Genomic DNA, 24578 nt, shown 5'->3' on the forward strand with positions numbered 1-24578 from the left:
TCAAATCGCTACGCGACGCCGCTCTTCTCGAATGGCGCGAGCTTCTCGCTGCCTGAGACCTGCTCGTCCGTGAAAAACGGAGACTGGTTCGAGTTTGTCTGACAGCACTCAGACGACAGCTCGCCAGTTATGGTCACGCGGAATTTGTGACGGATCCTTCTGAATACAAGCCGGTAGAATCTGCTGAGAGTTTGTAAGCATCGTCTGACTGCCGAAGGGGAAGGCGGCAATTGCGCGATTGGGCCATTCGATCGATGAAATCACACAGAGTATGCGAATTGTTCCCATTGTTTGTGAAGTGCCAGGCCCTATTCAACGAGGTCAGGCGAGGAGGCGGGCGTGGAGTTAGACCAAGCGTTTTCGGAAGCGCGCCGAGATGATGTCAAGCGCGACGACAGTCAGAAAGATCACAAGAAGAATCGTTCCGACTCGGTCGTATTGGAACATATCGAACCGGCCCTTGAGCTCTTGACCGATCCCTCCCGCGCCCACCAGGCCGATAACTGTAGCCATCCGTATGTTTCGGTCGAGTATGTAGAGAGACAGGCCGATATAGCTCGGCAACACTTGAGGCAGCACTGCGATTCTCAGAATTGTGAACGTTCCCGCTCCGGCGGCCTTCATGGCGTTCTGAGGGCTCACATTCGCTGCCTCGACGTCCTCGGCGTAGAACTTTCCAAGGAACCCAATACTGTGGAAGGTTAGCGCCAGAATTCCGGCGATTGGGCCGAAGCCAAACGCGAGTACAAGAAACAGTGCACTGATGAGTTCAGGTATCGAACGAAGGAACGAGACAAAACCTCTTGCGCATGCATAGACGAGAGGGTGGGGAGAGTAGTTCGATGATCCAAGCCAGGCGAGCGGAAGGCTAAATATAATGGCGATCAGGCTTGCCCATATGGCAATCTCGATTGTTTCCAGCATTTTGCCCAGAACAAAGACGAGGTATCCAATTGGTTGGACAAGAAAACGTTGCTCTTCAGTGATGATGCCCATCTGAAGAGTATCCGGATCAAGGGTTGTTGTCTCTACGTACTCTGTCTCTATGCGGGCCCAAAACGGGAGAGCGTTCGCGTCAAAATCTTCGACCAGATCGAGTGGTCTTTTTTCCGATATGGCGATCGGAAACATATCGCGCGTCACACTTTCCACGCCGCGACCAATCTGTGATCCTTCAGAAAGACCTGCCAGCTCCAGCGAGAAACTGCCTATCTCGATAGCCATACGGTCCAATTGAACCCGTTCTGCCGAAAGGCAGGCCACAAAAAGTATGGCGAGCAGGCCGACAACCGATTTCCATCCGAAAGGTTGCCTGAGACGCCAATCTGGTACGGAAGTCCTTGTGGTCATTATCGACATCTAGGCGATCTCCAGCTGTCGTTCAGGTGCGCTGGCTTCGATGTTGAAAATCGAACGGATCGTATCGTGTGTGAGCGCGTCCGGCGGTCCATCGAAAACAATGTGTCCATGCTTGAGGCCAATGATGCGGTCCGCATATGCTCGCGCGAGATCAATCTGGTGCAGGGAGCAGAGTACGGACGCGCCGCGTTCATTTGCTGCATTCTTCAGCAAGCTCATGACTTCGGCAGAGGATCTGGGGTCAAGGCTCGCAACCGGTTCGTCGGCCAAGATAAGACGTGGATCTGAGATGAGCGCACGCGCGATACCTACTCTTTGCTTCTGACCGCCAGATAGCTTGTCCGTGGTACGATTGGCATGCGCTTCGGTAAGTCCCACGCGCTCCAACAAAGCGCATGCTTTTTGTTGTGTTGTGCGAGAGTAGAGTTGAAGCGCGACGCGCCACCAACTGACCGAAGGGGCGGTGCCCGACATGACATTTTGCGCAGCGGTCAAACGGTCTGACAGCCCAAAATCCTGGTGCACCATTCCCATGTCTTGCAAGCGCTTTCGTGAAAGTGGTGTGCCGTGCAGCCGAATATCTCCGGCATCCAGCGGTGTCAGGCCAGCAATACACTTTAGCAGCGTAGACTTTCCCGATCCCGAGGCCCCTAACAGGACGCAGAACGATCCTGGTTGGATGGCGAGATTGAAATTGGAGAGAACATTGGTGCCAGTCTCGTACGATTTGAATACACCTGAGAGGGCGAGCGCCGGGGTGACTTGTTCTGTCATTTGAATTCCAGGTTTGGAGACAGGCGCTTAGCCGCGTTTTGCGGAATCGGCCTTGCGCAATAGTGCCGCCATGTAATCGTCGTTCAGAAACGACGTGGCGTCGACGACGCTATCGAACAGTGCTTCTCCCGTCTCTACGTTATATCGGTCCACGCGTTTGCCGCCATATCCGCGAATGGCTTCCGGATTGATATCTTTGTTCGTGTGGACATTGCCAATCGCCTGCCTGAGTTTCATTTTGATATCGCTGGGAAGTTGAGTGTGCATTGCGATCGGCGGATTTGGAATGGGTGCGGACTTTGCAAGTATCTTGAAGCTGCGCGCGTCCAGGCCACCCTGGTTTACCGCGCGCTCGAATGAAATGAAGGAAGCACCTGCGGCGTCTACGTGTCCGTTTTTTAGCGCTAGCAGGCTGTTGGTATGACTTCCGGTAATTCGAATGCTCGACAAGTCTCTGAGCGGATCAACATTGACCTTGCGAAGCATGGCGAGCGGGTAGGAAAAACTGCTGGCCGAGTGGCTGGACCCGAGCGCGATGGAGTGTTCCTTGAGGTCTGCTGTTTGTTCGAAATCTGAGTCTGCTGAAACGAACAGTCCCGCGAAATAGGTCGAAGAACCGTTTCTCTCTTCGACCGCGAGCAACTCGGCGCAGCCGCGGTCCCGCGCTTCGATGTAGGAGGCGGGGCCAAACCAGGCGATGTCTGTCAGTCCAGCGCACATTCCTTCAATTACGGCGGCATAACTTTGCCCCGTGCTGACTTGAAATTGCAAACCGCTTGACTGCGTGATGGCGTCGAACAATGGCTGAAAATCTGCCTTTGTCCCATCCTCGGTCCCGCCATCGGCAGGGATCAGCATGACTCGGATTGGCTTTTTGTGACTTCCAATTTGGTCAGCTTGCGCTGTGACGGGCAGTATGAAGACAATACAGAGGAGCGTGAAGATTGCGGGTAGACTACGCATCTCGATAACCCAATTCTCGCTTGGTGAGGCGCGTTCAGACCGCGCGAAGTTGATGTGGGATTGAGTAGCAGTCCGACATGACATTGGTGTTACGAAATTCATATATCTTTGATAAAATTTGAGTAGTATTCAACTCAAACGCTAACGATCTCGAGGAATGCGCATGGCGCAGAGCAAAACAAAACGTAAATCGGCCCCTAAGAAGCGTTCCGATGTCGCGATAGTGGACAATGTGATGACTCGTATCCGGGTCAGGCATCCGTCCCTGGGTCCGAGTACGCGGTCCATTGCTGACTATGTATTGGAAAATCCTAGAAAAGTGGTCGGAATGTCTGTCACCGAACTTGCTGAGGCGACGGGGGCGAGTGATGGGAGTGTAATCAATTTCTGTCGTCAGCTGGATTTGTCCGGGTTTCAGCAGTTGAAACTGAGCCTGGCGCAGGAAGTTGTGCAGCCGGTTCAGTTCATTCATGAGGACCTGCAGCCGGGCGATGATACGGGCACGGTTTGCCGCAAGATGTTTCATGCGGGCGTGCAGGCGTTGAAGGATACGATGTCGATCCTTGATGCGGATGCGGTTTCGGCGGCGGTCGACATCATACGATCTGCAAAACGGGTCGAAATCTATGGAATAGGGTCTTCCGCACCGATTGCCGAGGATGCCCAGTATCGCATGTTGCGCATCGGCCTGGACGCGCGCGTCGTGGTGGACAGTCATGTTCAGGCGATCAGCGCATCCCGCACCGGTCCCGATGTGGCCGTTTTGACCATCTCCCATTCGGGGTCGACGCATGAAACTTTGGCGGCGACACGCCTGGCGAAGGATGCGGGGGCGAAGACGATCATTGTGACGAATTTCTCAAGTTCACCATTGCAGGCATATGCAGATGTGAAGCTGTTCACGATGGCGCGGGAAACCAAGTTCCGCACCGAGGCCATGACCAGCCGCATCGCGCAATTGTGCGTGCTGGATGCCCTGATCGCAGCGCTGGCACTGGCTGATTATGACCGTGCGACCGACACATTGCGCAAGACCTTCGACGTGTTGTCGCTGAAGCGGTTCTAGCGCGCATCGACGCCCATCAATGCCTCGAACACATCCGGTGACCGGGCGGAGGTGAGGATCGCCTGCATGCCAAGGGCCCTCGCGCCAGCGATGTCGGTCGCGGGATTGTCCCCCAGCATGGTGACCTTCTCTGGTGGCAGGCCGAGCGTGCGGCAACCTTCGTGAAACATGAGCGGCGAGGGCTTGCCAACGATGTCGATTTTTGTCGCGTCCAGTTCCACACAGGCGCGAATGGCCGCGAGGAGCGAGCCGGTTTCGGGTTTCAGGCCGCCATCCTGAGCCGGGTGAGTCAGGTCCGGATTGGCGACGATGAGGTGGGCGCCCTTCGCGAGCGCGTTCACCGCGCGCTCCAGCCGGCGGTAGGTAAAGCGCCGATCTCTCAACAGGACCACGACATTGGCGTCTTCCTGTGTGAGGCCCAATCCGAGCTTCCTGGCGACTCCGCGCATGTGTGGATCCCCGAGGACCATAGTGTCGCCTTTGTCGAATTGTGTCGCGCGATGTAGCGCCTCGATGCCGGCAAGTCGTATTTTGTCGCGCGGGAGTCGTATTTCGTCGCGCTCCAGGATCTCCTGGAAGTCTTCCTGCGTGCAGGTTGAGTTGTTGGACACGATGGCGACGCGATCCTGATGAGCGCGGAGGAAGGCTGCTGCTTCCGGGGTGAGCGTGTTGCCAAGGGCGCAGCAGCCGTCCCAGTCGACGAGATACCCGGCGGTGGTCTTGCTGATATTGATTATTTCCTGCAGGCGCGAGGCAGCATTCTCGTAGGCCATAGTCAACTCCGGTGACGGCATGTTCGTGATGAGTTTTCCTCAATTACAAAACCATCACGATGTAAATATCATTCATACAATGTTTTCTTAATCTTCATGTAAGTGTCGCGTTGCGGCTCTAGAGCAGCCTCGTGGCAGAGAGCGCCCACCAGCGCCCGGCCACAACCCGCCGATGGTGGCGGTCCCTGGGGTTAGATGAGAGAGACCAGCGATGAGAATTGAGACAAGCAGAAGTTTGAGAGTGGGGTTGAGTGCCCTGATGGCGACGGCAGCGATTCCCGCTGCACTGGCGCAAGAATCTGAGACGGGGGAGAACTCCCGCCGCCTTGAAACCATCCGCGTTGAAGGTCAGGCCGTTGATGCCTCCGTATCCGATATTGCCGTCGATTTTGCCGAGTTCGGAACGCAGGTTCAGCTGATCAGCTCCGACGAAATCGAGACCGGCGGCTTCACCAATTTCGGTGAACTTGCATCGGGCCTGATCCGTGGAGCGAATATCGGTTATTCGCCGGATGAAGGCGAATTTACCATCCGTATCGATGGCGGTACTGATCGCGACACGCTTCTCCTCGTGGATGGCGCGCCTTTCTTTGATCGCTCTTCGCCACTGGAAGACCTTTGGCCAGCCACGGCAATCGATCCGCGCATGATCGAAAGTGTTGAAGTTTATCGTGGCGGCAACAGCCTGTACTTCGGATCAAATGGTGGTCTTGGTGTCGTCAGCGTGAAGACGAAGCGTCCGGATGGCACACTGAAGGGCGAGTTTGGTGTCTATGCCGGTTCGTTCAAGACGCGCGAGTATTACGGCAATATGTCCTTCCCGTTGGACAAGGATGGCAAGCACTCCGTTCTGGTTTACGGGCGTTCCTACGAAACCGACGCGCACGAACTATTCGATGAGTCCGCCTATAGCGACAATGTGCTGGCACTCGGCGGCCGCCACGAATTCCCTTACAGCTTCAACAGCCTCGGCATCAAATACCTCTGGGACATCGCCCCAGAGACCGAGTTGCTGCTGGGCGCATCCTACACCACGATCGATTTCCGGGACTCCTTCCCGCAAAGCACTGTGTTCCAGCCGAACTTCACTGAGTTCCCGATCTATACAGGTGAGTTCAAGCATCGCTTCAGTGACAAGCTGAAGCTGAATGTTGAGGCCCACTATCAGGACCCCCAGCTGAAGAATAACGAGATTGACGCGCAAATCTGTCAGATCCCGCGCCTGCAAGACTTGCCGGCCGACATTCAGACGCTTGCCGCTGATCAAGGGATCTCAGGCTTCTCGACAGCATCTGCGTTTGAAAGCTTCGCTGCCGGTATTCCTGGCCTCTCCGCCGGGTGTGTCACCAATCCTGTCGGCAGTGCAGGTGGCGCATCGGATGATAACTGGAATGGCGGTAGCTCATTCTACATCAATCAGGACCCGGACAGCCCATTCTACGGTCAGCCCTATGGCACCCATGAGAACCCGTTCCCGATTGGCGCGCCGATGGGATATGTCATCCAGTCCACGGCTGGCTTCGGCGATGGCGGCCTGACAAAGGGTTTCGGTACCACGGACCAGCGTGAATCCGGTTATGTCGATTACGGCATCAATGCCCGCGCGACCTATACTGTGAACGAGTACCTTGAAATCGTTGCCGGTATCCAGAACACCAGCTACACGGATAATTCCGACGACTCCTTCGGTGTTCGTGATGTGACGCTGACCAGCACAGGCATCTACGGCGACCTGCGTGTCTCCATGCCGGTACTGGACGGCTTCAGCGGCTCATTCGCGGCCCGTCAGGACTTCAACGACAATTTCGATGATCAGGCCGTCTGGAAAGTTGGTCTGCGTCAGGATTTCGGCCGTGGCATTTATGCTCGCGGGTCGGGCGGTACATCCTACAGCCTTCCCAAGATTGACGAGATCGGGGCGTTTGGTGCCGGGTCCAACATCAACCCGGGCCTGCAGCCGCAGGAAGTCAACGCATTCAACATCGGTGCAGGTATCGACGGCGAAATCTTTGGCGGCACGTACAATGTCGAGATCGGTTACTTCGAAACGGAGATCAAGAATCTGTTCTCCAGCCGGGCCGTCGGCGCGGTATGTTTTGAGTATGCCAATGATGTCGCCAATCCGCTGTTCAACAATCTGATCAACGATACGGCGACCATTGAGCGGAACCGCAACAACATTGTTGCGCCCGATGAGTTCTGCGGAACCGCAGCCGCGGGCCTGAGCGATCCGGGTGAAACGGTTGCAGTGAATACGATCCGCCAACAGGACATTGAGGGCATCACCCTGGATGTCGCCTTCGACTTCGACAAGTGGCAGGCAGATTTCAGCTTCACAGACATGGAATCGCTCGAGCCGAACCCGGTCTACGGCGTTTCGGCACGCCTTGACGGCACAACCACCGATCTTGGCTTTGTCGTGCCGGGGCGGGCAGGGAGCGCTGAGTTCCGTCAGTCGTCCGAGCGTCCGGAGTGGACATTGTCTGGTCTGGTCTCCTACACACCAACCGACCGCTGGATCTTGTCACTCAACCCACGCTGGCAGGGGCCGGAATGGGCTTATGCCGGAACCAGCCTTGCCCGCATGGTGGACGAGGATGGCAACCGTGTTGTGGAAGACCTGAACTTCGGTGATTACTTTGTCCTCAACGGATCGGTTCAGTACTTCATGGGTGATGAGAAGCAGCACCGCTTCCTGATCCGCGGCGTGAACCTTCTGGGTGAAGATTACTTCGAACGTGCTTCAGGCGGATCTGGCTATAGCCGTGATCGCGCGGTCGTGCGTGGGGAAATCGGACCGAACGACAGCGCTTATTACCGCCAGTACGGATGGAATGGTAAGCCGCGTTCCTTCTGGATCCAGTACGAGTATTCGTTCTAACCATTCGATGGCCGGACCCCGCGAGGGCGGGGTCCATGTCCAGCCCCGATCGAATGGTTCTGGTCACCGGCGAAATAGTCCCCTGCCGGTGACCACCCCTTTTCGAACTCAGATGAAAGGAAGTGCCATGTTTTCCCGTAGACTGTTTCTGGCGTCGTCTGGCGCTGCGCTCTGGTTGCCCAAGATGGCGGTCGCGCAAGGCGGCAAGCCTCATTTCACATTGGGGGTGGCATCCGGTTCGCCGCGCCCCAACAGCGTCATCCTCTGGACGCGCCTGGCCCCGGAGCCCCTGCAGGGGGGCGGTATGCCGGTTGGCTCCGCGCAAGTGCGCTATCGTGTGTGCTCAGATGAAGCCATGCGAAACACGTTGCAGGATGGTGTGGCAGAGACATCTGATGCCAAGGGGCATTCGGTGCATGTGCGCATTGAAGGCCTGAAGCCGGGTCGGGAATACTTCTATCAGTTCTATTATGGCGACGAGGAAAGCCCGGTCGGCCGTACACGCACCTCAAGCCCTGACGATGCGTCCGCCAAGATCGCGCTGGCCTATTGCCAGCACTATGAAACGGGTCGCTATGCGGCCTATCGCGATATGGCGGACTGGTTGCCCGACTGTGTGATTCATACGGGTGACTATATCTATGAAGGCGGCGTCAGTCCGCTTGGCGCGAAGATGCGCGATGTCGGCGGTGGCGAGCGCCGTCTGTTCGAGATTGTCCGCCAGCATGATGGCAACGAGATCACGTCGCTGTGGGATTATCGCAATCGTTATGCGCTCTATCGGTCAGACCCGCATCTCCAGGCGGCCCATGCCTGTGCGCCATGGATCGTCGCGATGGACGATCATGAGGTCGACAATAACTGGGCGGCACAGATTCCGCAGGACCCGGAAAAGCAGACGCCACTGGAGTTCCAGGTCCGGAAGTACATGGCGTTCAAGGCGTATTATGAGCACATGCCGATTGAGCAGCCGCCAATCCTGCGCAACATGGAACCGGCCTTGCAGATGTATGGCAAGTACGTGTTCGGGCCGGCGCAGGTTCACTTGCTGGACACGCGGCAATTCCGGTCAGACCAGCCGTGTGGCGACGGGCGCAAGCCCTATTGCGCGGACGCGCTCGATCCGTCCCGGACCATGCTGGGCAAGACTCAGGAGGCGTGGCTGACACAAGAGCTGAAGCGGTCCGATGCGCCATTCAATGTGATTGCGACGCAGATCTGGTACACGTCCTATCGCTACAATGCGCCACCCGAGGGAGCCGTGACCAATCTCGATTCCTGGGACGGATACCCGGCAGCCCGGGAGCGGTTGAACTCGGTTCTGGCCAATGATGTGTCCAACCCTGTGTTCCTGACCGGGGATTGGCACACGGCCATGGCGTCCACCATTCACGAGGATCCGTTCGATACGACCTCAAAACGCATTGGCCACGAACTGGTCGGAGGGCCGATCTCGTCCTACTGCCCGTGGGCCCGTGATATGGAAATCATGCGCGACGCCAATCCGCACGTGGCGCACCTGAATGGGAAGCAGCGAGGCTATCTGCGCGCGACCTTCACGAAGGACAATTGCCGCGGCGAGTTCCGGGTAGTGGAAGATTCCGGGCGTGCCGACTCTCCGGTTTCGACGGATATCGACATCCGCACCAGCGATATGTGATCACCCCCGGTAGGTGAAACAAGAGGGGGCAGAGTTTGAACTCGGCCCCCTCACTTTGTCTTAGTGCACCGGAGGCGCGTACGATGTCAGGTTGATGCCATCTACGGCCGCGATGTACTCGTCGATAGTCGGCGTACGGCCGAGAATGGATGAAAGGACAACGACGGGCGTTGAAGCCAGCAGGGACTCGCCCTTCTTCTCGTCGGAGTCGCGCACAACACGTCCCTGGAACAGGCGTGTGGACGTGGCCATGACGGTGTCGCCCGGCTCGGCCTTTTCCTGGTTGCCCATGCAGAGGTTACACCCAGGGCGCTCGAGATAGAGAATGTTCTCATATTTCTTGCGCGCGGTGTCTTTCGGATTGGCGTCGTCGAACACGAAGCCGGAATACCGCTCCAGAACCTCCCAGTCGCCTTCTTCCTTGAGCTCATCGACGATGTTGTAGGTTGGCGGAGCAACAACGAGCGGCGCGTTGAACTCAACCGAGCCGTTCTGCTTTTCGATATTGCGCAGCATCTGGGCGAGGATCTTCATGTCACCCTTGTGCACCATGCAGGAGCCGACGAATCCAAGATCCACTTTGCGGTTTCCACCATAGTATGAGACCGGACGAATGGTGTCGTGAGTGTAGCGCTTGGACACGTCCTCATTGTTGACGTCCGGGTCCGCAATCATTGGCTCGTTGATGGCGTCGAGGTCTACAACGAACTCAGCGAAGTATTTCGCATTTTCGTCTGGAACCAGTGGTGGGGTTTCGCCGGACTTGATCCCGGCAATCCTGGCTTCGGCCAGATCGATCAGGCCCTGAAGGACCTTCTTGTCATTGTCCATGCCCTTGTCGATCATGATCTGGATACGGTGCTTCGCGATCTCCAAAGATTCCACAAGCGTGTCCGGCTCGGAAATACAGATCGACGCCTTGGCCTTCATTTCGGCAGTCCAGTCAGTAAACGTGAATGCCTGATCGGACAGTAGGGTGCCGATATGCACCTCGATGATGCGCCCCTGGAACACGTTCTCGCCATTGAAGTGGTCGAGCATCTGCGCCTGCGTGGCATGCACCACGTCACGGAAATCCATATGGTCCTTCAGCGTGCCCTTGAACGTCACCTTGACCGATTGCGGGATAGGCATAGTCGCTTCACCCGTCGCGAGCGCGAGTGCGACCGTTCCGGAGTCAGCGCCGAAGGCAACGCCCTTGGACATGCGGGTGTGGGAATCGCCGCCGATGATGACCGCACGATCATCAACCGTGATATCGTTCAGAACCTTGTGGATCACGTCCGTCATGGCGGGGTAGACGCCCTTGGGATCACGCGCGGTGATGAGGCCGAACTTGTTCATGAAGCTCATCAGTTTCGGGATGTTCTGACGAGCTTTCTGATCCCATACGGATGCTGTGTGACAGCCGGACTGATATGCGCCATCTACGCTTGGTGAAATCACCGTCGCGGCCATCATTTCTAGTTCCTGGGCCGTCATCAGGCCTGTCGTATCCTGTGAGCCGACGATGTTCACCTTGACGCGAACGTCTGACCCCGCGTGAAGAACCTTACCGGGCGCGACACCGACCGCGTTCCGGTTGAAGATCTTTTCGACGGCGGTGAGGCCTTGCCCCTCGTGATGGATCTCTTTGGATTCCGCATAGACGGCCGGGGCTTCAACGCCGAGGATTTCAGCGGCAGTCGTTTGAAGCTTCTTCCCGAAAACCACGGCATAAGAGCCGCCCGCTTTCATGAACTCCACTTTCTGTGGAGTCAGAGCGTTCGAAATGTCGACGAGCTCTTTGCTGCCGTCTTCATTGTAGAGTTTCTTGGTTTTCGTGTTGATCGTCAGGACTGTGCCATTGTCGACGGAATAGAGCTGTTCCAGAACAGGTTCGCCATCTTCATCGAGAACCGGGCCACCATTGTGGTTCAGCTTCTTGGCCCAGTTCTGCAGGTCCACACCGATGCCGCCGGTCACGCCAACAGTCGTGTAGAAAATCGGGGAAATACCGTTCGTGCCGCCAACAACTGGAGCGATATTGATGAATGGAACGTAGGGGCTGGCTTGCTTGCCTGTCCAGAGCGCCACATTGTTGACGCCGGACATGCGGGACGAACCAACGCCCATCGTGCCTTTTTCGGCGACCAACATGACGCGCTTGTCGGGGTGCTGAGCCTGAAGCTCTTTGAGGGCGGCTTGCTGTTCCTTGTTGTGCTCGAACATGCACTGGCCATGCAGTTCGCGGTCAGAACGGGAGTGGGCATCCGCGCCCGGCGAGAGCAGGTCAGTCGAGACATCGCCTACGGCGACGATGAAGGTGACGACTTTGATTTCTTCTTCGATGTCAGGAAGGTTCGTGAAAAACTCAGCCTTGGCATAGCTTTCAAGAATTTCGGTCGCCAGGGCGTTGCCACTCTTGTGGGCGGCTTCAAGGCGGTCTGTGTCTGCTTCGTACAGGAAGACCTGGGATTTGAGGACGTCCGCTGCCGCGCGTGCGATCGCCTGATCGTCGCCCAGCGCCAGATCAATAAGCACCTCAATTGAGGGGCCGCCCTTCATGTGCGAGAGCAATTCGAAGGCGAATTCTGGTGAAATCTCTTCAACCTTATGGGTCCCAAGGATGATTTCTTTCAGGAACCGGGATTTGGCGCCCGCCGCGCTGGTTGTGCCGGGGAGCACGTTGTAGATGAAGAAGTTCAAGGAGTCGGCGCGATGTTCGTGAGCGGGATCAAGGATCTGAGCAACAAGTGCATCTACGAGCTCGGCGTCTTCGATAGGTTTTGGATGCAGACCCTGAATTTTCCGGGTTTCGATTTCATCAAGGTAAGTTGTGTAGATATTCATATTTTTCCCGGCGCTATGTTATTGATTTCAGCTAGAATACTGGCTCAAGCAGTATCATAGCCGGCCGGTTCTTCGCTTTTGTGAAGATGTATTATTTTAGTCAGTTTTCCCTTGCAAGACATTTCCTGCTGAGCGTCGGCTCTCGTTTGAGAGGCGTTCTCAAACGGCTGTACTTCTGGCGCCGTTTTTGAATGAATCCCTTGATCCAAGCGCCGCGCGCTATTCGTTCGTCTCCGAACAATCAGGGATTGGTGGAAATTGACGGCCTTTGAGTATGGCGAGAGACGCAGGGGAAGAGAAATCTAGCTGACTTGACCACGCCGCGTGACGCTCAGATGACTGGCCAGGCGGGTGTGCTCTTCCTGTCGAGACGCGCGACCAGAGTGTCGCTTGCCTGCTGAATCTCGGAATAGAGTTTTTCTTCGTCGATCAGGGTGGATCGGTAATTGTCGATTACGCGAACGCCGTTTATCCACACACTATGAACGCCTCGCCCATCAGCGGCGTAGACAAGTTGGTTCACCGGATCAATGAGCGGGCTCCATTCCGGTCGCTTGCGGTCGTGAAGAACAAAATCTGCTTTCTTGCCTACTTCCAGCGAGCCAATCTGGTCAGACATTTGGGCGGCTTTGGCACCGTTAATGGTCGCCATTTCCAGAATTTGGGTGGCAGGGAAAAGGTTCGGATTTTGGCGACTGTCCTTGAAGATGCCCGCGGAGCAGAACATCGCCCGCATCAAGTCGGACGAGTTGCCGTTATTGGCGCCATCCGTGCCAAGCAGAATGTTGACGCCCTTTTCTGACATCTCGGGGAACAGGCCAGTTGCCGTCGCGCCATATCCGCCTTTCATCGCTGTCATCGGGCAATGTGTGACGCTTGTTTCCGTTTGGGCCAGCAGGTCCACTTCGTGCGTATCCAGATGAACGGCATGTGTGAGGGACAGGTGTGGGCCCAGTGCATCCAAATTGGCGAGGTGTTCAATTGCGCGCGCACCGGCAGTTTCCAGATAATAGTTCGGATCGGCCGGGTCAGCGCTCATATGGGCTGTGACACCAACATGTGCATCTTGGGCGAGATGCGTCGCTTCGCGCCATAATTCATCAGTTGCCGTATTGTGCCCGACCAGACACGGCGCTGCGGCCAGAAGTGTGTCTTCAGTGGCAGGGTATCGGTCTTGCTGGGCCACCATCTTGGCGACGGCGTTTTTTGTGAGTTCGGACTGGTCATCATTTGGATCGAACGCGCGATCCTGCAGCCACTGCCCAAGCCTGCCGCGGATGCCAGTTTCGTTCAACGCTTGGACCGTGGCGTCAAGATCGAGAATTGTGCCGGCCTCGACGAAGCAGGTTGTGCCGGTGCGGAGCATTTCCAGCGCCGCGAGTTTGGCCGAGAGTTGTTCATCCTGCGGCGTTTGGGAGAGATAGGTTGGGATAAGCCAACCGAATACGTTTTCCTGCCAATCGGTATTGTCGGGAACCAGGCCGCGCGTAATGGGCTCGCCCGTAACATGCACATGGCCATTCACAAGGCCCGGCGTGATCACAAATTTGTCCGTGCCGTCGATGACCGTGTCGGCGCGGAAGTTCTGGAGAATATCCGGAGATGGTCCAACGCCGGTGATCCTGTCGCCTTTCACCGCGATGGCGCCATCGCGAAAGATGCGCCGTTCCTCATCCATGGTGACAATCCAGACATGCTTGATGATCAAGTCAGCAGATGCAGGCGAGTTTGGCTGATTGGTATCCATCGCGTTCTCCGACCGTTCGAGGAGCTGGTTCTCTTGCGACCGATGTTAAACGCGTTTGAGGCGCTGCAATTGACGCCAGGCGAAGGAATTCCTGACAGCCTACAATCTTTGATGCAGACAAGTAACTGGCCGCGCTGGGGCAAGACCCGTCGGGTGACTTGCATCATCATGAGGCGGATAAGTTGCCCTGATCCAGATAAAGTGAACATCGTGAACAGCCAGACAAATGACCTATCGAGAGGCGTCACACTGGCGCTTGTTTCATTCTCTCTGTTTGCAACAAAGGATGCCGTGGTTCGCTTTCTGGGCGGCCAGGTTCCGCCATTCATGCTGGGATTTCTCGGGTGCCTGCTATGCTTGGTGCTGGCACCCCTTGTGCGCGGGCGCGGAGAACGACTGATCCACATCATTCGGCCGAGGCGTCCGAAACTGTGGATTTTGCGCGGCGTGATTCAGACTGTCGGCATCATAGCTGGCATCATCGCATTCACTGAATTGCCTATGGTTGAGGCGTTTTCACTGGTCTTCCTCATGCCGGTCATGATTTCGCTGATGTCGATCGTGTTTCTGAACGAGAAGGTGACACGGTCGACCTGGCTTACGATATTCGTCTGCTTCGTTGGCACCTTGATTGTGCTGCGTCCGGGCATGCGGGAGCTTACGATCGGGCATCTCGCTGCGTTCGTGCTGACCATATGTTCGTCGTCGGTTTTCGTGATCCTTCGCCATATAAAGCATGACGAGCACACGATCTCCCATTTCGGTGCCGCCACGCTTCTTCCGATGGTCTTCTGCGGAATCATGATCATTCCCGACTTTCGGCTTCCTGACCTTTCGCTTTGGCTGCCTATCGCAGTTTATGGTGTTTTCATTGCGCTGGGGAATCTGACAATCATGTTTGCGTCCAGATATGCACCAGCCAACCTTCTGGGCCCCATGCAATATTCACAAGTCGTCTGGGCTGTGGGCTATGGTGTATTCCTCTTTCATGACCCGATCGACGCGCCGACCGTTTTTGGGCTCGTCCTGATCATCGTGGCAGGTGTCTGGAAGTACACGCCGCTTGCCGGAATGCTACGTACTTCGCGAACGCCCGCGTGAACCTGTTTCGTTAGGCGATCTGACACGCATCTTCGAAAGAGAGGCGCGGCAGTCTCGGGTGCAGGTTCGAAGGCTCCCCATATCCGATATTGACCAGAAAGTTCGATTTGACGTTCGTGCCGCTGAAGAAGGCTTTGTCCAGTCCTTGCGGGTCAAAGCCTGACATGGGGCCGCAATCAAAACCCAGGCTGCGTGCGGCCAGAATCAGGTAGGCGCCTTGCAGGCTGCTGTTTCTGAAGGCGGTTTCAAGCTTGATGTCTTCTGGAGCGAACCATTTCGCGGCGGCGGGGAAATGCGGGAACAGCTCCGGTATCCTGTCCGCGAAATCCAGATCATGCGCCACGATGACTGTCAGTGGAGCCGACATTGTTTTTTCCAGATTGCCAGAAGAGAGAAAGGGTTTGAGCTTGTCTTTTCCCTCGCTGGTCCGAATGAAAACGAACCTTGCCGGCGAAGCGTTTGAAGACGTCGGGCCCAGTTTTGCGAGTTCGTAGATACGTTTGCAGTCCTCGTCCGAAATCGGCTTGTCCTGCCAGTCTGAGAAGGTGCGAGCCTCAAGGAAAAGTTGCTCAAGGGCGCCGCGGCCCAGTTCTGCTTTGGTCAAATTCATGTCTATCTCGCATATCAGGCTGCGAATGCAGCGGCGGTTGGGTGCTGGTATGCAATGTGATCGCGGTCGCTGCGCGTTTCTTTGCGGCTACGGCCCTATTTCTTGCGGACGTCGGCAGTGCCAGATATCTGCGGTTGCGACCAGTTGTGCGCGCTTGTTGCGGCGGGCTGCTCAAATATCCATCTGAAGCGGGCAAGAAACTGTGCGGCGCAGATCAAGACTTGCTGCGGCTTGAAATGATTTCTTTTCTGGCAGAGTAGAACGACCCCCAAACGGATCAGGTACCAGCGTGACAGAAGCAAGCCCGGCATTCAAAAATCTGCCCCCTGTCGCGTATGAAGTGACACCGGAAGAACGAGAGGCCATCGAAGCGGCCATCGACAAGGATGAGTTGACGCGCACCGCCTTGGAGCTTGGCAACATCGATAGCCCTTCAATGCAGGAAGCATCTGCAGCTGAATACGTGTTTGATTGGCTGACCCGTGAAGGGTTCGCGCCAAGGAAAGTGGGGGCGACGCCCGAGCGCCCAAACATTATCGCCACGTACGGAGGTAAGGGAGACGGGAAAAGCCTTCTCTTTACGGCCCACCTCGATACTGAGAGCCCGACCTGGGACCCTGATCTGGATGCGCAGAAATTCAGGCCCGAAACGTTGGCGAACCCGGAGTGGAACCAATGCTGGTTGCAGGATGGTGCCTTTCATGGCTTCCCGATTTCGAACGATCGCGGCCCGATGGTGTGCTTCCTGATGGCGGCAAAGGCCCTGAAAGCCTGTGGTATAGACTTGTCAGGGCGCCTCTATCTGACCGCGTCGCCCGGAGAGATCGGCCCCGAGCCGATCGAAGAGGCACGAGGCGTTCAGTACATGGGCAAGGAAATCGGCACGCACTACGCCTTCTATCACGGCGGCGTCGCGCCGGATTATGCCATTGCCGCGGAAGGCTGTGACTTCGGGCTGACTTGGGTCGCATGCGGTTACGCCGTCTTCCGAATTCAGCTTTTCGGGGAAGGGGTATTCACTCCACTTCTCGACAATCCGGAGCGTGCGTCTGATCATCCGAACCCGATCTACCGGTTGGGCGATGCGATCCAGTCGTTACTGGACTGGGGACGAGTGTACGAACAAGAGAATATCTATTCGTCCGATGGCGGCGTTGCGAAGCCGAAAACCCAGATCTCTTCGGTGCGCGGGGGAGTGCCCTATGCGTTCGGAGCTGGCACCGAAATTTGCTCTTTGTATCTTGAGGTCGGCTTGCCGCCGCATGTTGAAGTCGGTCAGGTCTTCAGAAGCTTGCAGGCTCATTTGCGAAAACAGGGACTCGGCGAATTCGATATTGAGCCGGTGGTCGTGCGGCATGGATTTGCTGCCGACGAGACGCGCGTGGGGCCATTGGTGGCCGCTGTGGATGCCGCCACTCGGGACACGCTTGGCGAGCCATTGCAACTTGCCCACCCGGTCTATTCCAGCATGTGGCGCGACCACAACGTTTTCAACATGAACCGTATTCCAGCCGTGACAACCGGGTTCCCCCGTTGGCGCCCGACCCCGGAGGACATGATCAAAAGCACGTTGATTTACGCGCTGACAGCCCTGTCACTCTGTGGCCGGGCGTCAGAATCCGAAGGGGGCGAGATGACTTCCCGGTCTGATGTGTATGGAGACAACCCCTTCGCCAAGCAGGAGCAGGCAGAATGATCAAAGCCGCAATCCCGTTCAAGGCAGGCAGCCAACTCGTCGCGATGAGTTCTCTGGAGCTGCTGCTGGCCGCGGCGACATATTCATCCCTGGGGGTCGTACTGCCATTCATGGTGATGGATCTTGAATGGAGCTGGTCGCAAGCCGGGCTCGGTTTCACCGTGCTTGGCGCCGTCACCGGGCTCGCCTCATCCGTTCCGCCATTTCTCATTCGCAGAATCGGCGTACGAAACACCATTCTCCTTGGGGGAGTGCTCGCCAGTCTCGGCTTGTATCTGCTTCATGGCGTCGACAATCTCATCCAGTACTATCTGGCGGCGGCAATTTGCGGTCTGGCCTATCCGATGATGGCGTCAATCCCGACGACTTTCATGGTCAGTCGTTTGTTCAAGCGCCAGTCCACCGCGCTTGGAGTGGCCGCAACCATCAGCGGCCTGGGCACAGTGGTGGGGCCGCTCATGGTTTTGGGAGTGCTTGCCCTGAAAGGGCAGACCTGGCGAAATTACTGGGAATACCAGGCGCTTGCGATTTTGGCTGCGGCGATACTCTGTGCCGTTATCATTGGTCTCGAACGGAGTTTTCGCCGACCTGCCAAAGAGGAGCTTGAAGTTCCAGAGGTGGAGGATCCCGCTCCGGTCATCATGCCCGACCAGGCGGACTCTCCAGCTTCGCGGTTTGGGCGGAATATTTACCGCACCACCAAGGACTGGCCCGCCAAGCTGGCGATGCAGACCACGCAGTTCAAAATCCTGGCAGCCGCTTATTGCCTCAATATGATGTGTCTCGTCACAGTCACGAGTCTGTCGGTGGGCCATTTGATCGAGCGCGGCGTTTCCGAAACCGTGGCCGGGGGAATGCTGAGCATTGAGGCATTGATTGCCGTGCTCATCCGAGGGTTTTCGGGCGCGTTGGGAGATATTTTCGATCCGAAGCATCTGGCGACGTTTGCGCTGTTCGCGACGATGATCGGGTGCGCTGTGCTCGCGCTGACAACCGATCATGTGATGCTGTTGCTGTATGCGTTCGGGACGGGGATTGGATTTGGCACCACCCAGTTGGCTTGTACCGTTTTGCTGCTCAATTATTTCGGGAGAAAGTACAATCTCGAACTTTTCTCCGCCATGTGTGTGACGGGGGCGATTTCGGCGCTGGGCCCGGTGATCGGAGGGGTCATCCGCGATGTATCCGGCAGTTTCTCTCTTATCTTCCTGATCCTTTCTGTCCTGTCCGCGCTTGTTTTCATGTTCGTTCTGTTCATGAAGCCGCCATATCCGGCGGAAGCGCAAGAGGGGCAGGTTGATGTGCCTGCGGACGCGAATGACGTGCCATATCGTCAACCCGCGGAGTAGCGATCCAGATATTTGGCCAACTCAAATTCGGGTGTGATGAGCCCGATTGCGGAGAACTTATGTCCCCTCACCCTGAAGCGTCAGACCCGAACCCGCCAAAGGGGATGCCGCGTTCTGGCTGGGTCAAATGGTTGAAGCCGGACCCGTATGCGTTGGTGCTGCTTGGCGTCGTCGTGACCGCGAGCATTCTTCCATGTCGCGGCGATGTGGCGATCGGATTCGAATGGTTGACGAAGGGGGCGATTTTCCTCCTCTTCTTCATGCACGGTGCGAAACTGTCACGCGAAGCCATTCTTGGCGGAATTGGCGCGTGGCGGCTACATGGCCTTGTCCTGACAAGCACATTCGTTCTTTTTCCGCTGCTCGGCCTCGCGGTCAGCTGTCTGCCCGATATGCTGATCAGTCCCAGCGTAAAAATGGGCTTCCTGTTCCTGACCATTCTGCCGTCTACGGTGCAATCGTCTATCGCATTCACATCAATGGCTCGTGGAAACGTCGCTGCGGCAGTCTGCACGGCGTCTCTATCCAACATGCTTGGCGTTTTCATCACGCCCTTGCTCGCGGGCTTGCTCATGCGTTCGGAGTTGCAATCGGGTGGCGGGGACATGCTGGGCGTCATGCGCTCGATCATGCTGACGCTTTTAGCGCCCTTTATCATCGGACATCTCAGCCGTCCTCTTATCGGACGCTGGATTGATCGGAACAAGGCGATTCTGTCAAAGCTTGACCGCGGAGCTATCCTTTTGGTTGTCTACACGGCGTTTAGCGCGGCGGTGGTAGAGGGTATCTGGCAGAGAGTGTCCGCTTTGGATATCGCAACGATCTTGCTCGTGAGTGCGGTTGTCCTGACAGTCGTGCTGCTGGTGACACGCAGGACAGCTCACTTGATGGGATTGTCGAAAGAGAACGAAATCACCCTCGTCATGTGTGGATCCAAGAAAAGCCTGGCGAGCGGTGTGCCGATGGCTGCGGCGATGTTTGCACCAGCGCAGGTAGGAGTCATAATCCTTCCCCTGATGATATTTCACCAGCTTCAATTGATTGTCTGCGCAATTATCGCTCGTAACTATGGAGAGCGAGACTAGGCCCCCAGTCCGGCGAATGGCCGGGTCAGCCGAACTGGAAGGCGGAGACTGTGGCATTCATCACATTGTCCGAGAAAATCTTGCGCCCAGCATCATCGCGGGCTGCGCCGGCCGCAATCATTAGCGGAATGAAGTGTTCTTCCCTCGGGTGAGAATTGCGTGCCTGGGGGGCTGACAGCCAATTGCTCAGGCGATTCCATCGCGCGTCTCCTGAATCGGATTCGATTGTGTCCGTCAGCCAGTGGTCAAATTCTTCTGACGGGGCGGTTGCCGCGGGTGTCCGAAACGCGCGCATATTGTGGTAACTCATGCCGCTGCCGATAATCAGCACACCTTCATCTCTGAGGGCAGAAAGCGCCTCGCCAAGGATAAGGTGTTTTTCCGGTGACAGATCCTTGGTCAGCGACAAAGTTAGGATTGGGATGTCAGCATCTGGAAATGCCACCAGAAGCGGCACGAACACGCCATGGTCAAAGCCGCGATCCGTGTTGCGCGGCTCCGGCAACCCTTGTTGCGTGATGAGCTGCGACACTCGTGTTGCCAGTTCGGGGGCGCCCGGGGCCGGATAGTTCAATTCGTAAGTGTGCGGTGGAAAGCCGTAATAGTCAAAGATCATGCCGGGTTTCGACGCTGTCGAGAGCGTGAACTCGTCTTCTTCCCAATGCGCCGAAATCACCAGAAGCGCCTTTGGCTTTTCGGGCAGACTTTCCGGAATACTCTTCAGCCATGCAGCGGTCTGGTCCCACGTATCGGCAGGGCCACCCATCAGACTCCAGTCCATGAAGAAGCAGGGACCTCCGCCATGCGGAATGAACAAGGTGGGCATTCTGGTGGACGGTGTCTCTGGCATAGTCTGTTCCCGATACTGATCCAAAAGGGATTGGTAGGCGACATGGTGACGATTGTCTTGTTGGTGGACGACCGCAAACTTGAACCTGCTCCCCATTTGAGGGGGGTGACAAGCATGCGCAACTAGTTGGGCGCATTTGAACAAGACCAAGTGCCGGCCTTGCAGCCAGATTTCGTACACGGCGTTTGGTTCAAGGAGTTAGGTATGGCGTTGATTGAAGACACCCGGAAAAGCAAGGTTCAGGTCCAGCCCGAAAATCTGCATCATCTGAAGGCGACGCCTGAAACGGTTCACTGGGGATACTTCCATCCAAACATAAAGCCAGCCTTGCACGTCAAGAGCGGCGACCTCATTCAGGCCGAAGCAATTACGCACCATGCGGGCGACGCGCCGGATCTGATGATGGATGAAACCGTCAAGGCGATCTGGGAAGGGGTGAAGCCAGAAGACCGCGCTCCCGGTGTGCATATCATGACCGGGCCGATCTATGTCGAAGGTGCTGAACCAGGCGATATGCTGGAAGTTCGGTATTTTCGCATGGTGCCAAGATGCAATTATGGCTCGAACCTTGCCGCCAATTGGGGGCATCTCTACCAGGAGTTTGGCGAGAAAGAGCGCGTAACAATCTACGAGCTAGACCCGAATTCCAATACGGCTCATGCGCTGTACGCCTATGATTTTGAAGGCAAGTATCTGATTCCGGGGACAATCACGCATTGCCCTGATTGTGACAAGGAGCCCGCTCTGACCGGCGTTCGCGTGCCCGCCCGGCCCCATCTTGGAACGGCTGGGGTGGCACCGGCCGTTGATGAACGCGTCAGCACCATTCCGCCGGGCCTGCATGGCGGCAATATCGACAATTGGCGCATCGGCGCAGGCGCGACGATGTATTATCCCGTGCAGGTAAAGGGTGGCCTGTTCTCGATTGGCGACCCACACGTCAGCCAGGGAGACGGCGAGATCAGTGGCACAGCCATCGAGGCATCGTTGGACGTTTTGTTCCAGATTGTCTTGCGCAAGGATTTCAAATTCCCTTCCCCCTTGCTTGAGACGCCGGACCACTGGATCGTGCACGGGTTCGATGAAGACCTGAACAAGGCGATGAAGAATGCGTCGCTGGATATGCTCCACCTGCTTACCGAGCATCAGGATCTCAGCCGCAATGATGCCTATTCCCTGATGAGCGTCGCGACGGATTTCGGAATCACGCAAGTCGTCGATGGGACGCAGGGAATTCACGTTAAGATTGATCGCAACATCTTCCCGGAGAAGGGCGTCGTGAAAGATCCGGATTGATCCTGCGCGTCGGTGACCCCTGTCAGCCCGGCCAAAATGGGCGTGATCGGCGGCGGAATGGGTAGATGCTGCTCAAAAGTCAGGCAGCGTCACCTGTGTCCTGCAGTGTGAGATGCAGGTTTCATTGACCGCTGTAGTGGCGGTCCGAGGATCAGCATTGGGTGAGGACTGAGAGCGAGAGCGGAACGGAGCCAGTCGGTGCAGTTTACAACCAATGCGTATCCGAAGGAGCAGCGGAAGGACGCTTGGCACTTCGCGTTACAGCGATTTTCCATGGAGCTTCTGGAGCATGAGGGAGAGCTGTATGGCGAATTGGTCAGCTATCGAAGTGCTCAGGATTTCACATTTGTCCGCATCACGTCCACGGAACACGTCATCCGCCTGGACCTGTCGCAGGGCCCCTCCCAGTTCTGGTTGATCATGCTGCTGGAAGGTGACCTCGTCGCCAAAACGGAAACCAACTCCATCGATGTCTCCGAGGGCGATATCGTTTATGGAATTGGCGATCTGGATGTCACGCTCGATTTCAAGCGCGACAATCGCTTCTTGATGGTTCAGGTGCCGGTCACGCATCCGGCACTGCGTCTGCGTTCAAAGCCGCAAGCTGACATCTCCAATCTTGTCTCTGAAACAGGCGTTGGGCGCATGTTGTCAGGATTGTTGCGATCTGTCGCCGACACGATCATGGATGTCGACGATGACCAGATGCGTCCCATTGAGGTGGCGCTGCCTGAATTCATTTCCACGGCGCTTATGAGCGAAGCTTCTACCAAGGAGTTGGGCGGCGCGGCCGGCGTCCGGGCGGCGTTGCTGGAGCGAATTTTCCAGACCATCGAGATGCGTTTGAGTGATCCTGACCTGAACCTTCATCAGGTCGCCAAGGAACACAATATCTCACCGCGCTACCTTCAGAAATTGTTCGAATCTGTTGGCGATAGTTTCGGTCATTTTGTGAAACTCAGGCGGCTGGAGCGGTGCCGGCTGGACCTTCGTAGCCCGTTACATGCACAGCGTTCCATCTCGGACATCTTGTTCCAGTGGGGCTTCAACGATAGCGCGTCTTTCAGCCGAGCGTTTCGAGAACAGTACGGGATGAGCCCGCGGGAGTATCGCAGAGCGCCGCAAGAGGAAGAAGCGCAAGCCGAAGCCCCGCAACGGGGACGGCCGCCGACAGCGAAAGATCAGGCGATCGAATCCCAGGCTGACGAGATGCTGGATGACATCGAACAGGAAACTTCTGACGTATCGGATCTGCCGCACGTTCCGGTCCAGCATGGAGCCCGGCATCACTATTTGCCAGTTACGCCTGAAACCATTCACTGGGGGCATTTCAGCAGTTCGCTGAAGCCAGTCCTGACCGTGGAATCCGGGGATTATGTGACGGTTGAAACCCTGACGCATCATGCGAATGACGACCATGAGCGTATGGTCATGGGAGACCCGGCGATTGAGGATATCTATCGCTGGACTCCGGAGGGTAAAACCATCAACCGACGAGGGGCGGGCGCCCTGGATTCGTCTTCCTCAACAGGGCGCGGCGCGGGTGAGGGCTTTGGTGTTCATATCTGCACTGGCCCGATTGAGATCGCGGGGGCAGAGCCGAATGACATTGTCGAGATCCGTATTCTGGAACTGAAGCCGCGGACCAGCGGGAACCCGAAATATGCGGGGCAGTCATTCGGCAGCAATGCTGCAGCGTATTGGGGATTTCAGTATAATGATCTTCTGACGGAACCGAAACAACGCGAAGTCATTACCATTTATGAAGTCGAGAGCGAGATGGGGCGGTCCTGTGCACGTGCCGTCTACAATTATCGCTGGACCCCTCAGACAGATCCGTTTGGTATTGTGCATGAATTGTACGATTATCCCGGCTTGCCTGTGGACACGAGCACGATCAAGAAAAACTATGATGTCCTTCGCAACATCGAGATTCCGGTGCGTCCGCATTTTGGGGTGATTGGTGTTGCTCCGCCGCAATCCAAACTGGTCGACTCCATTCCGCCAGGCAATTTCGGAGGTAATCTCGACAATTGGCGTATTGCGCCGGGGTCCAGCCTGTTTCTGCCTGTCGGTGTGGCGGGTGCGCTGTTGTCCCTCGGTGATCCGCATGCGTCGCAAGGAGACTCGGAGCTGTGTGGGACGGCAATCGAGTGTTCAATGACAGCGCTTATCCAGCCTATTCTGCATCGGGCGAGCGACAAGAGAGGGCATATCCGGGATCTCGATTATCCTCTTCTGGAAACCCAGGACGAATGGGTGATCTTCGGCTTTAGCCATCCGAACTATCTCAAAGAGCTCGGGGCATCTGCACAGAGTGACATCTATAAGAAGTCTTCAATTGATCTGGCCATGCGGGATGCGTTCCGCAAAGCGCGTCGTTTCCTGATGACCGCACGCGACCTTGATGAGGATGAGGCGATCTCGCTGCTCTCTGTCGGCGTGGATTTCGGGATTACTCAGGTCGTCAATGGGAACTGGGGAGTCCATGCCATTATCCGCAAGGAATTGTTCACGGCGTAAGGGCGCGTTTCCC

At 56.4% G+C, this 24578-nt stretch carries 17 protein-coding genes; 9 read left to right on the forward strand and 8 right to left on the reverse strand.

Annotated features, from left to right (window positions below):
• Positions 1 to 345: 345 nt before the first annotated feature.
• From phnE to HY36_RS15215, 3 genes are read right to left on the reverse strand one after another with little or no spacing between them, the layout of a single operon-like run.
• The gene (gene phnE / locus HY36_RS15205; protein WP_035554840.1) at positions 346 to 1350 is read right to left on the reverse strand and encodes a phosphonate ABC transporter, permease protein PhnE; all 1005 of its coding nucleotides are present in this window, start codon (positions 1348 to 1350) and stop codon (positions 346 to 348) included.
• Between the two features lie 9 nt (positions 1351 to 1359).
• Positions 1360 to 2133, reverse strand: a complete 774-nt coding sequence (locus tag HY36_RS15210) for a phosphonate ABC transporter ATP-binding protein (RefSeq protein WP_035554644.1) — start codon at positions 2131 to 2133, stop codon at positions 1360 to 1362.
• Positions 2134 to 2160: 27 nt separating this feature from the next.
• Positions 2161 to 3096 (reverse strand): phosphate/phosphite/phosphonate ABC transporter substrate-binding protein, encoded by a 936-nt coding sequence (locus HY36_RS15215; protein ID WP_035554646.1) that lies wholly within the window; start codon positions 3094 to 3096, stop codon positions 2161 to 2163.
• Between the two features lie 163 nt (positions 3097 to 3259).
• Here HY36_RS15215 and HY36_RS15220 point away from each other — a divergent pair, with 163 nt between their 5' ends.
• Complete coding sequence (locus HY36_RS15220; RefSeq protein ID WP_035554841.1) at positions 3260 to 4162, forward strand: MurR/RpiR family transcriptional regulator; 903 nt, start codon at positions 3260 to 3262, stop codon at positions 4160 to 4162.
• On the opposite strand, the gene HY36_RS15225 is transcribed toward HY36_RS15220, so the two are convergent.
• Positions 4159 to 4935 (reverse strand): HAD-IIA family hydrolase, encoded by a 777-nt coding sequence (locus HY36_RS15225; RefSeq protein WP_051602861.1) that lies wholly within the window; start codon positions 4933 to 4935, stop codon positions 4159 to 4161. The two genes, HY36_RS15220 and HY36_RS15225, sit on opposite strands and share 4 nt — an antisense overlap.
• 259 nt (positions 4936 to 5194) lie before the next feature.
• Between HY36_RS15225 and HY36_RS15230 the strand changes: the two genes are divergently transcribed.
• Positions 5195 to 7816, forward strand: coding sequence for a TonB-dependent receptor plug domain-containing protein (locus tag HY36_RS15230; protein WP_241764225.1), 2622 nt, complete (start codon positions 5195 to 5197; stop codon positions 7814 to 7816).
• A 127-nt stretch (positions 7817 to 7943) separates the two neighbouring features.
• The gene (locus HY36_RS15235) at positions 7944 to 9476 is read left to right on the forward strand and encodes an alkaline phosphatase D family protein (RefSeq protein WP_035554650.1); all 1533 of its coding nucleotides are present in this window, start codon (positions 7944 to 7946) and stop codon (positions 9474 to 9476) included.
• A 60-nt stretch (positions 9477 to 9536) separates the two neighbouring features.
• Here the strand turns inward: HY36_RS15235 and HY36_RS15240 are convergent, their stop codons facing one another.
• Positions 9537 to 12308: a bifunctional aconitate hydratase 2/2-methylisocitrate dehydratase gene (locus HY36_RS15240; RefSeq protein WP_035554652.1), complete on the reverse strand. Its 2772-nt coding sequence runs from the start codon at positions 12306 to 12308 to the stop codon at positions 9537 to 9539.
• 331 nt (positions 12309 to 12639) lie between these two features.
• Positions 12640 to 14055, reverse strand: coding sequence for an amidohydrolase family protein (locus HY36_RS15245; RefSeq protein WP_035554654.1), 1416 nt, complete (start codon positions 14053 to 14055; stop codon positions 12640 to 12642).
• A gap of 168 nt (positions 14056 to 14223) precedes the next feature.
• Here HY36_RS15245 and HY36_RS18460 point away from each other — a divergent pair, with 168 nt between their 5' ends.
• Positions 14224 to 15156 (forward strand): DMT family transporter, encoded by a 933-nt coding sequence (locus HY36_RS18460; protein WP_162176010.1) that lies wholly within the window; start codon positions 14224 to 14226, stop codon positions 15154 to 15156.
• A gap of 10 nt (positions 15157 to 15166) precedes the next feature.
• On the opposite strand, the gene HY36_RS15255 is transcribed toward HY36_RS18460, so the two are convergent.
• Positions 15167 to 15766: a malonic semialdehyde reductase gene (locus tag HY36_RS15255; RefSeq protein WP_035554655.1), complete on the reverse strand. Its 600-nt coding sequence runs from the start codon at positions 15764 to 15766 to the stop codon at positions 15167 to 15169.
• A 289-nt stretch (positions 15767 to 16055) separates the two neighbouring features.
• Here HY36_RS15255 and HY36_RS15265 point away from each other — a divergent pair, with 289 nt between their 5' ends.
• Genes HY36_RS15265 through HY36_RS15275 form a run of 3 tightly spaced genes read left to right on the forward strand, consistent with a single transcriptional unit; the run spans position 16056 to position 19896 of the window.
• Positions 16056 to 17462 carry a peptidase M20 gene (locus HY36_RS15265; protein ID WP_241764226.1) on the forward strand — a complete coding sequence of 469 codons (1407 nt, stop codon included), beginning with the start codon at positions 16056 to 16058 and terminating at the stop codon, positions 17460 to 17462.
• Complete coding sequence (locus HY36_RS15270; protein ID WP_051602863.1) at positions 17459 to 18811, forward strand: CynX/NimT family MFS transporter; 1353 nt, start codon at positions 17459 to 17461, stop codon at positions 18809 to 18811. The genes HY36_RS15265 and HY36_RS15270 overlap by 4 nt, the downstream gene beginning before the upstream one ends.
• A 59-nt stretch (positions 18812 to 18870) precedes the next feature.
• Positions 18871 to 19896: a bile acid:sodium symporter family protein gene (locus HY36_RS15275; protein ID WP_241764227.1), complete on the forward strand. Its 1026-nt coding sequence runs from the start codon at positions 18871 to 18873 to the stop codon at positions 19894 to 19896.
• A 25-nt stretch (positions 19897 to 19921) separates the two neighbouring features.
• Here the strand turns inward: HY36_RS15275 and HY36_RS15280 are convergent, their stop codons facing one another.
• On the reverse strand, positions 19922 to 20677 hold the full coding sequence (locus HY36_RS15280; RefSeq protein WP_241764228.1) for a DODA-type extradiol aromatic ring-opening family dioxygenase: 756 nt from the start codon (positions 20675 to 20677) through the stop codon (positions 19922 to 19924).
• A 273-nt stretch (positions 20678 to 20950) separates the two neighbouring features.
• Between HY36_RS15280 and HY36_RS15285 the strand changes: the two genes are divergently transcribed.
• Positions 20951 to 22042, forward strand: coding sequence for an acetamidase/formamidase family protein (locus tag HY36_RS15285; protein WP_035554663.1), 1092 nt, complete (start codon positions 20951 to 20953; stop codon positions 22040 to 22042).
• A gap of 198 nt (positions 22043 to 22240) precedes the next feature.
• Complete coding sequence (locus HY36_RS15290; protein ID WP_035554665.1) at positions 22241 to 24565, forward strand: acetamidase/formamidase family protein; 2325 nt, start codon at positions 22241 to 22243, stop codon at positions 24563 to 24565.
• The last annotated feature ends 13 nt before the right edge of the window (positions 24566 to 24578 follow it).

The organism is Hyphomonas atlantica corrig. (assembly GCF_000682715.1).
GTDB lineage: Bacteria > Pseudomonadota > Alphaproteobacteria > Caulobacterales > Hyphomonadaceae > Hyphomonas > Hyphomonas atlantica.

What these genes read in the sequence shown, in the direction of transcription:
- HY36_RS15240 (WP_035554652.1), bottom strand. Translation starts at nt 12,308, where the DNA reads ATGAATATCTACACAACTTACCTTGATGAAATCGAAACCCGGAAAATT.
- HY36_RS15220 (WP_035554841.1), top strand. Translation starts at nt 3,260, where the DNA reads ATGGCGCAGAGCAAAACAAAACGTAAATCGGCCCCTAAGAAGCGTTCC.
- HY36_RS15210 (WP_035554644.1), bottom strand. Translation starts at nt 2,133, where the DNA reads ATGACAGAACAAGTCACCCCGGCGCTCGCCCTCTCAGGTGTATTCAAA.
- HY36_RS15285 (WP_035554663.1), top strand. Translation starts at nt 20,951, where the DNA reads ATGGCGTTGATTGAAGACACCCGGAAAAGCAAGGTTCAGGTCCAGCCC.
- HY36_RS15230 (WP_241764225.1), top strand. Translation starts at nt 5,195, where the DNA reads ATGGCGACGGCAGCGATTCCCGCTGCACTGGCGCAAGAATCTGAGACG.
- HY36_RS15245 (WP_035554654.1), bottom strand. Translation starts at nt 14,055, where the DNA reads ATGGATACCAATCAGCCAAACTCGCCTGCATCTGCTGACTTGATCATC.
- HY36_RS15275 (WP_241764227.1), top strand. Translation starts at nt 18,871, where the DNA reads ATGTCCCCTCACCCTGAAGCGTCAGACCCGAACCCGCCAAAGGGGATG.
- phnE (WP_035554840.1), bottom strand. Translation starts at nt 1,350, where the DNA reads ATGACCACAAGGACTTCCGTACCAGATTGGCGTCTCAGGCAACCTTTC.
- HY36_RS15235 (WP_035554650.1), top strand. Translation starts at nt 7,944, where the DNA reads ATGTTTTCCCGTAGACTGTTTCTGGCGTCGTCTGGCGCTGCGCTCTGG.
- HY36_RS15255 (WP_035554655.1), bottom strand. Translation starts at nt 15,766, where the DNA reads ATGAATTTGACCAAAGCAGAACTGGGCCGCGGCGCCCTTGAGCAACTT.
- HY36_RS15215 (WP_035554646.1), bottom strand. Translation starts at nt 3,096, where the DNA reads ATGCGTAGTCTACCCGCAATCTTCACGCTCCTCTGTATTGTCTTCATA.
- HY36_RS15280 (WP_241764228.1), bottom strand. Translation starts at nt 20,677, where the DNA reads ATGGACTGGAGTCTGATGGGTGGCCCTGCCGATACGTGGGACCAGACC.
- HY36_RS15270 (WP_051602863.1), top strand. Translation starts at nt 17,459, where the DNA reads ATGATCAAAGCCGCAATCCCGTTCAAGGCAGGCAGCCAACTCGTCGCG.
- HY36_RS18460 (WP_162176010.1), top strand. Translation starts at nt 14,224, where the DNA reads ATGAGGCGGATAAGTTGCCCTGATCCAGATAAAGTGAACATCGTGAAC.
- HY36_RS15225 (WP_051602861.1), bottom strand. Translation starts at nt 4,935, where the DNA reads ATGGCCTACGAGAATGCTGCCTCGCGCCTGCAGGAAATAATCAATATC.